This window comes from Streptomyces sp. NPDC002690, from assembly GCF_053592415.1.
In genome coordinates, this window is record NZ_JBSFVR010000240.1 from 1 (window position 1) to 11,463 (window position 11,463).

Annotated in this window: 10 protein-coding genes and 1 pseudogene; 8 read left to right on the plus strand and 3 right to left on the minus strand. The window is 70.8% G+C overall.

Annotated elements, in window-relative coordinates; all coding sequences use genetic code 11:
• The first annotated feature begins 213 nt into the window (after nucleotides 1–213).
• The 4 genes from ACWD3D_RS25260 (at nucleotide 214) to ACWD3D_RS25275 (ending at nucleotide 3,681) form a co-directional block, all read left to right on the plus strand.
• A complete protein-coding gene (locus tag ACWD3D_RS25260; protein ID WP_451463080.1) occupies nucleotides 214–540 on the plus strand; it encodes a plasmid stabilization protein in 327 nt (108 codons plus the stop codon).
• Between the two features lie 104 nt (nucleotides 541–644).
• Nucleotides 645–1,109, plus strand: coding sequence for a DUF5709 domain-containing protein (locus ACWD3D_RS25265; protein ID WP_451463081.1), 465 nt, complete (start codon nucleotides 645–647; stop codon nucleotides 1,107–1,109).
• 414 nt (nucleotides 1,110–1,523) lie between these two features.
• Complete coding sequence (locus tag ACWD3D_RS25270; RefSeq protein WP_451463082.1) at nucleotides 1,524–1,994, plus strand: SRPBCC family protein; 471 nt, start codon at nucleotides 1,524–1,526, stop codon at nucleotides 1,992–1,994.
• Nucleotides 1,995–2,043: 49 nt separating this feature from the next.
• Nucleotides 2,044–3,681, plus strand: a complete 1,638-nt coding sequence (locus ACWD3D_RS25275) for a phytoene desaturase family protein (RefSeq protein ID WP_451463083.1) — start codon at nucleotides 2,044–2,046, stop codon at nucleotides 3,679–3,681.
• A 96-nt stretch (nucleotides 3,682–3,777) separates the two neighbouring features.
• On the opposite strand, the gene ACWD3D_RS25280 is transcribed toward ACWD3D_RS25275, so the two are convergent.
• Nucleotides 3,778–4,248, minus strand: a complete 471-nt coding sequence (locus ACWD3D_RS25280) for a MarR family winged helix-turn-helix transcriptional regulator (protein WP_451463084.1) — start codon at nucleotides 4,246–4,248, stop codon at nucleotides 3,778–3,780.
• 145 nt (nucleotides 4,249–4,393) lie between these two features.
• Between ACWD3D_RS25280 and ACWD3D_RS25285 the strand changes: the two genes are divergently transcribed.
• A complete protein-coding gene (locus ACWD3D_RS25285; protein ID WP_451463085.1) occupies nucleotides 4,394–5,479 on the plus strand; it encodes an NAD(P)/FAD-dependent oxidoreductase in 1,086 nt (361 codons plus the stop codon).
• A gap of 257 nt (nucleotides 5,480–5,736) precedes the next feature.
• On the opposite strand, the gene ACWD3D_RS25290 is transcribed toward ACWD3D_RS25285, so the two are convergent.
• Nucleotides 5,737–6,888 (minus strand): SMI1/KNR4 family protein, encoded by a 1,152-nt coding sequence (locus tag ACWD3D_RS25290; RefSeq protein ID WP_451463086.1) that lies wholly within the window; start codon nucleotides 6,886–6,888, stop codon nucleotides 5,737–5,739.
• 312 nt (nucleotides 6,889–7,200) lie between these two features.
• On the opposite strand from ACWD3D_RS25290, the gene ACWD3D_RS25295 reads away from it, so the two are divergent.
• Together ACWD3D_RS25295 and ACWD3D_RS25300 are read left to right on the plus strand one after the other, a co-directional pair.
• Nucleotides 7,201–8,109 (plus strand): alpha/beta fold hydrolase, encoded by a 909-nt coding sequence (locus tag ACWD3D_RS25295; protein WP_451463087.1) that lies wholly within the window; start codon nucleotides 7,201–7,203, stop codon nucleotides 8,107–8,109.
• A gap of 89 nt (nucleotides 8,110–8,198) precedes the next feature.
• Nucleotides 8,199–8,529: pseudogene (locus tag ACWD3D_RS25300) on the plus strand (helix-turn-helix domain-containing protein); the annotation flags it as partial.
• Between the two features lie 8 nt (nucleotides 8,530–8,537).
• Here the strand turns inward: ACWD3D_RS25300 and ACWD3D_RS25305 are convergent.
• Nucleotides 8,538–9,032 (minus strand): hypothetical protein, encoded by a 495-nt coding sequence (locus ACWD3D_RS25305; protein ID WP_451463088.1) that lies wholly within the window; start codon nucleotides 9,030–9,032, stop codon nucleotides 8,538–8,540.
• 285 nt (nucleotides 9,033–9,317) lie between these two features.
• Here ACWD3D_RS25305 and ACWD3D_RS25310 point away from each other — a divergent pair, with 285 nt between their 5' ends.
• Nucleotides 9,318–11,339, plus strand: a complete 2,022-nt coding sequence (locus tag ACWD3D_RS25310; protein ID WP_451463089.1) for a GxGYxYP domain-containing protein — start codon at nucleotides 9,318–9,320, stop codon at nucleotides 11,337–11,339.
• Nucleotides 11,340–11,463 lie beyond the last annotated feature (124 nt).

The following is an 11,463-nucleotide window of genomic DNA, read 5'->3' on the forward strand; positions in this document are numbered from 1 at the left end:
CGGGCCGTCCGCCTCCGGGCGCGCGCGGGGCGCCTCGTTCCGGCCGAGCGGCAGCAGCGAACGCCCTGCCCGGCCGGGCGTTGTTTAGTGGAGCTGTTCACGGAAACGCGGGTCATCGCCCCCCTGGCAAGCACGCCGGCCGGGTTCGGCGCCGTCGGCCGGGCCGGCGTGAAGGTACACCGAAGGGGACGACGAGACGGAAAAGGTGAAGCCATGCCTGCTGGATCCAGCAAGAAGCGCGAACGCCAGTACGAACACATCAAGGAGAGTCAGCAGGAGCGGGGCGCCTCCGCGTCGCGGGCCGAGGAGATCGCCGCCCGGACGGTGAACAAGCAGCGGGCCCGGGCCGGCGAGTCCGAGACCGCGAGCAAGACGTCCACGCAGGACAGCAAATCCGCCTACCGGCGTGGCGGCGAACGCTCCCACCGGGGGGCCCAGGGGCCGACCAGGGACCAGCTGTACGCGGAGGCCAGGAAGAAGAACATCGACGGGCGCTCCTCCATGAACAAGGAGCAGTTGCGGAAGGCCCTGGGGCGCTGATCCCCCGCGCCTCCGGAACACCCGGCGGCGCCCGCACGGCGGTTGCACCCGGTCCGAGCCCGATGCACCGCGGCCCCACCCCACGAACGCAGGGAGCGACAGAAATGCCGGAGCAGGCACGCGGCGACGACGTCTACCAGCCTCAGGACGACGGCCAGGATCCCCCCAACGACGATCTCGACATGGAGGACGCACTCGGCGAGCGGGACCTGGACGACCAGATGGAGGAGGGCTACTCCCCTCCCGAGCGCCCGCTGGCGGTGGACAAGTACGGCACGACGGGGGCCGAGGAGCGCGAGGGGGAGTCCTTGGACCAGCGGCTCGCCCAGGAGATCGACGACGTGGAGCAGCCGGACGGCGACGGCATCGGCGACCTCGTGGACGGCGAGGGTGAACCGGAGAGCCGGATCGAGGGTGGCGAACGGGCCGGGCGCCTCAGCGCGGCCGACGATCCGACCGGTCGTCACACCGACGTCTTCGCCGAGGATGTCGGCATCGACGGCGGAGCGGCCTCGGCCGAGGAGGCCGCCGTGCACGTGGTCGACGAGGACGACGCCGAGGATCGCTGAGCCGGCTGCCAGGTCCTACCCGTGCCGGTGCCGCCTCCCGCTCCGCCAATCGTGAGCTGCACGGCGTACGGACGAGGGCGGCCGGGCCGTCGTGTGACGACGGCCGCCCTCGGCGCCGCACGATACGGCGCCCGGTGCCGCCCGTCCCCGCCGACCTGCGGAGTCCCCGCGAGCGCGGTTGAATCGAAGGTGGTGCACGACCCCTGTCCGGTCCGGTGGCACCGGGGGCGACCGCCCGACCGGGACACGCCCCCGGACACCGACGGCGGGGGTTCCGGATTCCGTTACCGCGCGCAGGGCGCTCCTCCGCGCGAGCGGCGCGTACCCGCGGAACACCGAGTCACCTCCGGACCCGAGTCACCTCCGGACCCGAGTCACCTCCGGACCCGAGTCACCTCCGATCGGAGGAGAGCCATGGCAGTCCGTCATCACCTCATCGACCGGCCGCCGCGCGCGGTGTGGGACGTACTGGAGGACCCCACCCTCTACGGGAAGTGGGTGGTCGGGACCGATCGCTCCCGGCCGGAATCGGGCGTGTGGCCCCAGCAGGGGTCCTCGATCACGTACACCCTGCGCGTGGGACCGAAGGAGGTCACCGGGCACACGGTGGTCCGGCGCGTCGACCGACCGGGCGCGCTGGAGCTGGAGGCGAGCGGCGGCCCGCTGGGGTCGGCGCGCATCGCCTTCGACATCCGCCCCTGGGGCGACGGGACGCTCGTCATCGTCGACGAGCACCCTTTGAAGGGCGTGGGAGCGGTTCTGCACAACGCGCTGCTGGACGCGGTACTCCAGATCCGTCACCGCAGCATGCTGGCTCGGCTCGCACGGCTGGTCGAGGAGAGAGCCGGGGCGGAGGCCGGGGGGAACGCGGGGGACTCGGCCTGACGCGCGACGGCGCTGCGGCAGGGCAGCAACACGCCGAAGGAGCAGCATCATGGTCGATGCGGTGGTCATCGGAAGCGGCCCCAACGGCCTGGTCGCGGCCAACGTTCTGGCCGACGCGGGCTGGAGCGTGGAGGTCCTGGAGGAGCAGCCCGAACCGGGCGGGGCGGTCCGCAGTGACCGGGAGGTCCATCCCGACTACATCAGCGACGTGTTCAGTTCGTTCTATCCCCTGGCGGCGGCCTCTCCCGTGCTCTCCGCCTTGGATCTCGGTCGGGAGGGCCTGCGCTGGAGCCACGCGCCGCACGTGCTCGCCCATCCGCTGCTGGACGGCGGTTGCGCGGTACTGGACCGCGACCGGGCGGTGACGGCGGACGCACTGGAGGGCTTCGCGCCCGGCGACGGCGAGAGCTGGCTCGGCCTCTGCCACGTCTGGGACCGGCTCGGGGACGACATCGTCAAGGCCCTGTTCGCGCCCTTTCCGCCCGTCCTCGCCGGAACCGTGCTGGCGGCACGACTCCGAGCGGCGGGCGGGCTGCGGCTGGCGCGCAGCCTCGTGCTGCCGGTACGGAGGCTGGGGGACGAGGAGTTCCTCGGCGAAGGAGGAAAGCTTCTGCTGGCCGGCAACGCCCTGCACGCGGATCTGGCACCCGAGGCGGCGGGCAGTGGTGGCTTCGGCTGGCTGATGACGATGCTCGGGCAGTCCTACGGCTTTCCCGTGCCGGTCGGAGGCGCGGGGGCTCTGACCGAGGCCCTGGTGCGACGGCTGAGGTCGCGCGGGGGTGTCGTGCGGTGCGGCGAACGGGTGACCGAGGTGATCGTGCGGCAGGGCCGTGCCGTCGGCGTCCGTACGGCCTCCGGGGAGGGCGTGCCGGCCCGGCGGGCGGTACTCGCGGACGTATCGGCGCCCAGCCTGTACCAATCGCTCGTCGCGGCGGAGCACCTGCCGTCGCGGGTTCTCGACGACATGCGCCGTTTCGAGTGGGATTTCGCCACGTTCAAGGTGGACTGGGCACTGGACGGACCGATCCCCTGGACCGTGCCGGGCGCGGCCGCGGCCGGCACGGTGCATCTCGCGGAGGGCGTGGACGAGCTCACCCGGTGGGCCGCGCAGATCGCCCGCGGCCTGATTCCCGACCGCCCGTTCCTCCTCTGCGGGCAGATGACCACGGCGGACGCGACGCGTTCGCCTCGGGGAACGGAATCGGCATGGGCCTACACGCACGTTCCGCACCGGACGAAGGCGGACGCCGGGGCGGACGGGCTCACGGGAGTGTGGGACGCCGGCGAGCGGGAGAGGATGGCGGACCGGGTGGAACTGCAGGTGGATCGGTACGCCCCCGGGTTCCGCGACCGCATCCGCGCTCGGCGGATTCTTTCACCGGGTGCGCTCGAATCGGCGGACGCCAATCTGCGCGGCGGCGCGATCAACGGCGGCACGGCATCGATGCACCAGCAGTTGGTGTTCCGTCCGGTACCGGGCACCGGCCGCCCCGAGACGCCGGTGAAGCGGCTGTACCTGGCCTCCGCGTCCGCCCATCCGGGCGGCGGGGTGCACGGCGCCCCGGGTGCCAACGCAGCCCGGGCGGCGCTCCGTTCGGGGCGGAGCGGCGCCGGGGCACTCTCCGCGGCTCAGCGGCTGCTCGCCCGCCGCGGCCGGACCGGCGAGACCGGCCCCCGGACGCCGTGACGCGCTACCGCCGCCCTCTTCTCCGCCTCGCGCCGGCACCGACGCGCCCCGGAGACACGCCGCGACGTCACAACGCACCGACGCGTCCGTCCGGCCTCACCGGTCCGGGCGGACCCCGGCGGAGGTGATCTGGTTGACGACGCCGGTGAGCCGCGTCTGGCTGTCCTGGGAGAGGTGGCTGACCATCCGGTCGAGCCGGGCCGTCACATCGCTGTGCGTCCGCATCGCCAACCGGTTTCCCTCGCCGGTGAGTTCCACCCAGTAGGCACGGCGGTCGCCCTCGTCCCGGGTCCGGGTCATCAGACCGCGCCGCTCGGCCCGGTCCACCAGGCCGCTCAGACTCGACTTCTCCAGATGGAGGATCTTTCCGAGCTCGTTCATCCGGACCCGTCCCCGGACGATGACGGCACACAGCAGCTCGGTCTGCTGCTGGGTCAGGTCGTACTGACGGCCCGCGTCGGCGAAGAGATGCAGGACGAGATGCGACAAATCAACCAGGGCCAGAGCCAGAGGTGCCTGGCGCCCTTCGACGTCGTCCACCGCGTCCTCCAGTTCGTCACCCAGCACATTTTCACCCGCACGCGCGCCGCGCTGTCAAATCCTCCCGACAGAGGCGCCAACTTCTCATGTCCATAGCGCAGTTGAACTTTCCCTTGAGAGATGGCACGTGATATGAACTGTTCGCAACGTGAACCAAATCCAGGAGGATGCAATGACCGCAACCGTGGCCGTGGTCGGCGGCGGATACGCCGGAGCAACAGTGGCCAAGGCACTGGACGACGTCGCCGACGTCATCCTGATCGAGCCGCGTGACGCGTTCGTCCACAACGTGGCCGCGTTACGGGGCGTCACGGACCCGAGCTGGGCGGATCGGCTCTTCCTTCCCTACGACAAGCTCCTGACCCGCGGCAGGATTCGCCGGGACCGGGCGGTCAAGGTCTCCCCCACCTCCGTGGAACTCGCCTCGGGCGAGATCGTCGAGGCTGACTACATCGTGCTGGCCACCGGCTCCTCCGCCCGCTACCCGGCGAACATCGACGTCGACGAGAGCAAGGTCGGCAAGGAGAAGCTACGGGCCACCCACGCCGAGCTGAAGCGCGCTTCCCACGTCCTGCTGCTCGGCGCCGGGGCAGTGGGCCTGGAGTTCGCCGGCGAGATCAAGGCCGCCTGGCCGGACAAGGCCGTCACGGTCGTGGACCCGCGGAGCGAACTTCTCTCCAGCGCCACGTTCCCGGCGGACTTCCACACCGAGCTGCGCTCGCAGCTCGACCAGCTGGGCGTGGAGGTGCTGCTCGGCACCTCCCTGCGGGAACTCCCCTCCACCGAACCGGGGGTGACCGGTGTGTTCACCGTCACCACGGAGGGCGGCACGGAGATCACCGCCGACGCCTGGTTCGCCTGCTACGGCGTCACCACCAACAGCGGATACCTGGGGGCCGAGCTGAGCGGCGCCCTGAGGCCCAACCAGCAGATCGCCGTCACCCCCGAACTGCGGGTCCAGGGACAGGAGACCGTCTTCGCCGTCGGCGACGTCAACGCGGTCCCCGAGCAGAAGATGGCGCGACTGGCGCAGAAGCACGCCGAGCTCGTCGCCGCGAACATCCGCACCCTCATCGAAGGCGGCAGCGAGCTCACCGCCTACGAGCAGGAGGACGCGGATTCCATCGTCCTGCCACTCGGCCCCCGGGGCGGCGTCTCCTTCGCCTCCCACGCGGGCGTCCTCGGTGCCGCGGTCACCGCCGACATCAAGGGAACCCTCTTCATCGACCTCTACCGCGAGCTGCTCAACCAGAAGTAGCACGGCCGGCCGACGCAGGGAGGAACCCTCGGGCGCCCTCGTGATCAGCGTCAACGCGGGGCCCTGCCGCGCCGGAGCCACCGCGCACGACACCGAGTTCGGCATCCCTGGAGCCTCCGGCTTCGCCGACGTCGCCACTCCGCCGACCCGCCGTCCTGGCCTGCTCCCCTGCCGGCCAGGACGGCGCGGACGCTGCCGGCGCTGTCCGGCCCCGCGCGTCCTGCCCGGTGGAGCACTCCGGGGGTCAGTTCTGACGGTCAGTTCTCACCTTGACCGTACTCAGCCGCGTACCAGTCGGAGTCGACGGCGGGGTTGCGCAGGGCCCCCCAGAACCGGTCGTCGGGTATCGGGGGCAGTGGCGGACTCCCCAGATCCGCGTGCAGATCCGCACGCCAGTCGACGGTGAGACGACCCCGGAGTCCCGCGCTCTCGTACACGGACCGGTGGGGGGAGCCCCATATCCCGTGTGCCATCCTCTCCGCGGCCCACCTGCGGGTGTGGTCCCGACGGGTGCCTGCCTGCACGAGCACCGCCCGCAGGCGCAGGACCAGCGGGGTGGTCTGGTCCTGCCGCGGTGGAGCTTCTCCCCGATCCAGTGCGTCCAGGGCCGACTTGACCTCCGGGTACTTGTTCAGGCCCGTCTCGACCGCCAGTCGGCGTAGTTGCTTCCGCGCGGCCTCGGCCACCTGCTCACGTGGCAGGACCGCGAGCAGTGCGCCGAGTTCATCGAGTCCGTACAGATGGGACGCGTGGACGCGGTCGGTGGGAGCGCAGGAGAGGTCCAGTTCCGGCAGCGGCTCGTCCGGTGCCGGAAGAGGATCGTCGGCGCTGCCCCAATCCGGGTCGGCAGGCATGGCCCACTCCCAGAACAGCCGGCCGTTGAACGTGACGACACCGGCATCCGGCCCGCGCTCAAGCTGGTCGGCCAGCTCTGCCAGATACCCACCCAGCGAGTCGGCCTGGCCGAAAGAGGTGCCGGTCTCGTCGAAGAACCGTCCGACCGCCCCGAAGGAATCCCGCCCGACGCGACAATCGATCATGAGTCCGTCCGACGTCACCTCGTAGGAACCGAACTTCACGTAGCCGTGGTGCCAGTAGCCTTCGGCCTCCTCCTCGTCGAGGTCTGCGGCGGCGTCGCGCATGAACCCGGTGTCCCCGAGAATTCCGCTCACTCCGAGAAGCCGGTCGTGCGTGCTGAACAGGAACGCGTCCGCCCCGCTCACCGCCCCGTCGTGCCGGAGCAGTGACGCGATGAGGTCCGGTGGAAAGGTGACACCCAGTTCCTTCTGGGCTGCCGCGATCTCCTCGTCGGACGCGGGCGGCCGAAGCGTCAAGAACGTACGCGGCGCGTGCTCACGCAGCCACGCGTCGATGCGGTTCCACGAATCCTGGACCAGGTCTGCTGTCATGAGACCGACCCTAGGGTCCGGCACTGACAGCTTGATCCCCGCCCACCGGTCTTACCCCGCGGTCGAGGTCCAGTCCAGCTCGCACCCGGGCACGGCAGCCCTCAAGGAGGTGTGCGGAAGGCCGACGGTCTCCCGGGTGGGATCGAGTCCCTTCGTCCGGTAGCGCCTTTCGCCCGGATCGGGTCGGATCAGGAGAGCGGGGCCGCGTGCCGTGCGGCGCCGGACCCCCTGGGCCCGGCCCTGGCGCCCGGACACCGCGCCCCGGGCGCCAGGGCCCCAGCCCCCGGGCCTTCACCCGACAGGAGGACCACGATGGCCGCACCGGCCCACGCGCTCTCGCGCGGCGTACGCGGGATCACCTTGGATGCCGGCGGGGTGAAGCTCTCCGCGCTGCTCAGCGAGCCCGACCGGGCGGCTCCCGCGCGGGCCGTCGTGGTCGCCCTCCACGGCGGCGGCATGAACGCGGGCTACTTCGACGGGCAGGCACACCCCCAGCTGTCGTTGATGACGGTGGGAGCCAGCCTGGGCCACACCGTGCTGGCCGTCGACCGTCCCGGGTACGGGCACTCGGCGGCCGCCTTCCCCGAGGGCCAAAGTCTCAGGGAACAGACCGCCTGCCTCGGCGCCGCCCTGCGCGACTTCGCGGACCGGCACGGAACGGGAGCGGGGATGTTCCTCGTCGCCCACTCCTACGGTGGCAAGGTTGCCCTGGCGGCGGCTGCGGAGGATTCCGTGCCCGATCTGCTCGGGCTGGACATCTCGGGGTGCGGCCACGCGTTCGCGGTGGAGCACCACGAACTGCCCGGTAAGGACGGCACCGGCCGGTCGCGCAGGAGCTGGGGGGAGTTGCGCCTCTACCCGCCCGACACCTTCTTCTCCAGCTCCACGCTGATCGAGCCCATGCCACCGAGGGAGTACGCGGAGATCCTCGGCTGGCCCGCGGTCTTCGAGGCGACCGCGCACCGCGTCAGGGTGCCGGTGCGGCTGACCTTCGCCGAGCACGAGGCGTGGTGGCGGCACGACGAAGCCGCCCTCGCCGACCTGGCGTCGCACTTCCGCTCGGCTCCCCGGGTGGTCGTCGACCGCCAGCCGGACGCCGGCCACAACATCAGCCTCGGCTGGGCCGCCCGCTCCTACCACTTGCGCGCTCTCGCGTTCCTCGAAGGCTGCCTCGTACCGCGCGAGACGACCCGGCCCGCGCCGCCCCAGGCGGCCCCCTGACCATGCGCATGGCTGTTGAACTTGATCGGGTGATGTCGGGCTGTTCGTCGGACAGCGTGAAGCCGGCCGGCCTCGGTAGTGCTTGTTCGGTGAGACATGCGCAGGGCGGCGGCTTGACCGACGTCGAGAGAGCGGCGCGGGAGCGGGTCCGGTTCCAGGCCGTGACTGGCTTCGAGGCTGGCGGGAAGAACCGAGATCGCTGCCACGCCGCGGGTCTCGGAGCGGTCGGTGGAACGTTGGCGACGCCAGTGGCGGGTGGGCGGCCACGCGGGAGTCGCCTCGACGGGGTCACCTGGTCGATCCCGACTGTCTGACGCGCAGATGGCGAGGCTGGAACGGGAGTTGGACCGGGGCCCGCTGACACACGGGTGGGCCCGCCAGCGGTGGACGCCGGCCCGGGTGACGACGATGACCTGTCGACGTGATCGTCAGAAGCTACCGAAGAAGCGATCCCACCAGCTGGGCCGCCGAACGTGCCGGGGCAGTCGGCTCGGCCCGTCGTAATCACTCTCCAGTAGTTCCTCGGCAACCACGACAAAGCCGAACTCGACCAGCGCCCGGTTGGCCTTGGCAAGGTCCGCGCCGTCGAGCTCGCCCTCGGCTTGGGCGTCATCCGTTCCGAGGAAGGCGCCCGGGTTGTCGGCGCAGACCAGAGCCAGCGAGCCGAACTTGCTCACGCAGACGACGATTCGAGTGCCGCAAGCGGTTGCGTCTGCGGGTACGACGATGCGCCCGTACTCACTGGAGTCCTGGGTGTCCTGCTCAGCCGTGCAGCGAGCCGCGAAGTCAACTTCGAGCCGCGCCACGAGTACGCCGAAGTGGGCTGCGGTCCTGCCACGGTCGTAGTGCTGCGGCCACTCCAGCCACTCCGGATCATCGAGCTCGCGCAGCAACGCCGGCAGATCCGCTTCGCTCTCGGGCATGCGCTCATCTTGGCGCAGCAGCCGTCCACGGAGCAGGTCGGGGCACCATCACACGCACCGTTCCCCGACATCACCCGTTCAAGGTCGGTAGTGCCGCGTCAGGTACTGGTCAGCATTGCCGCGAAGTGACTCAAAGAGGGTGCGCCCGCCGTCATTCCTTGCGCACACCATGGACAACTCCACAGCCCGGCACTACGTTCACCGATTGCTTGACAACGATGTCACCTCTGTTGACAACGATGTCAAACCACAATCGCCCCCTCCCCCAAGGAGCTGTGATCGCCGATGGTGTCCCGAAGAACTCTTCTGCAGGCGGGCGGAGCGGCACTCGCGGTCGGCGGTGCCGGGATCTTCCTCTCCACCCCGGCCGTCGCGGCGCAATCCAGGCCCGCAGCGCCTCTGTTGCCGTCATTCGGCCGCCCCACCCGGCTCGATGTCGCCGATGTGAGCTCTCTCGACGGAAACGACCAGCTGCTTCTGACGACCCTTCAGGGAGTGGTCAACCGCCGCTCCCCACGCCTCTACTTCAACTTCGACAGCGGCGACGTCGATCTGCGCTGGCTCCCGGGCACCGGCGCCCGGGTCACCCGCCACGACCGCGCGCTGGACCTCGTCGCCCGCTGTCGGAACGAGGTGCGCGGTGCGATCCTGCACGATCCCGACGTACCGGACTCCGTGAACGTGGCGACCACCCTGGCCGGCCTGGAGAACGCGGTCGTCGCCACCGCCGAACAGGCCCGCGAGTACGGCCTGAAGACCGTCGCCGACCTACGCGGCCGCTTCGACGCGGACGACGTACTCTCCACCTACCGCTGGCAGTTGGACCACCTGTTCCCGCGCTGTTCCCACACGCTGCTGGCCGGGCTGCCGCCCACCCGGACGGTGCAGACCCCCCGGGTGAGCTGGCGCGAGATCGCCCGGGAGACCGAGCGCGTGCGGGACTCGTCGAACCGGCAGGTCCGCACCTTCGACGTCAGTGCGGAGCTCTCCGGCGGCGACGGCGTCTACCTGCGCTTCCAGGACTCGTTCGGCGAGGACGGATGGGGTGCTTCGGTCGGCTCGGTCAGGGTGCGGGCGGACGGCCAGGTGATCGCCTCCTTCGTACCCGGGACGGACGCCGAGGCGCCGTACCTCTTCGACGGTTCGAACTCCGCCATCGGCGGGGACGCCAACCGGTTCTCCGACGGCGGCGGCTATTTCATCTACCGCTTCACCCCGCCGGCCGGCACCCGGCAGCTCCTGGTCGAGGCCGACCTGTGGAACCAGTACCTGGTGTCCGCGACCGCCACCTCGCCCACCAGGGTCGAACCGTTCCCGTACTTCCGGGACTACGCCGTCGCGAGCCGGGCCATGGTCGTCTGGCTGCCTCCGTCCGGCGACACCGGCACGCTGCTGGACGAGGTCTTCAGCCGGGTCGAGCCCACCACTCCGTACGCCGGCTGGTTCTCCAACGACGTGGCGGGAGAGTGGGGCGGGGTCGACCGGGCCTCCCAGCACGGCATCGAGGTGGTGCCCGCCGACTTCTACATGAACGGCACCGTGCACGCCGGAGTGCCCGCGCGGATCTCGGACAAGGTCCCCCCAACGCCGAAGGCCAGGCTCGCCGACCGCGTCTACCTCACCCTCACGTTCGGCGAGGGCGACAACATCCAGTACTGCCAGCGCCACATGCGCACCATCTGGGAGGACCCGAAGCGGGGCAGCGTGCCGCTCAACTGGACGGTCAGCCCGCTGCTCGCGGACATCGGCCCCGCGCTGCTGGCGTACTACCAGAACACCGCCACCGGTAATGACCTGCTGATCTCGGGCCCCTCCGGCGCCGGTTACACCTACCCGGGCTCCTGGCCCGCCGACGCCCTGGACGCCTACACCGAGCTCACCGGGCGCTTTCTGCGCCGGACCGGCATGAACCTGGTGTACGCGTACAACCAGCGCGGCACGACGGGCGACGGATGGGTGCCGTTCGACGAGCGCGTCGTCCGCTCCTACCGCGAGAACACACCGCTGCGGGGCATCGTCCAGTCCTGGGAGACCGGGGACCTGGAGGCCCGGCCCGCCGGAATACCGGTGATCGGCAACTTCTTCCCGCAGGGAAAGGCCGCCGAGTACCGGGACGGTCTACTGAAGCACGTCGAGGGCCGGGACGGCAGCGGGCCGCTGTTCGTCGCGGGCGCGATCAACGCCTGGAGCTGGACGCCGAGCGATGCCGCCGAACTCGTCGAGCTGCTGGACGATCGGTTCGAAGTGGTGCGCGGTGACACGTTCTTCGACCTGATGGACCAGGCGGAGCGGGACTCGCGACGCTGACCGGGCCGGTACGCGCCGGTGGCCGCCCCCGGGACCGCCCGCCTCCTCGTACCGCAGGGGCGCGATCACGTAACCCTTCAACTCGCCGTTGCGTAGGACCATTTCGGACGGTCGGCCTGCGGGC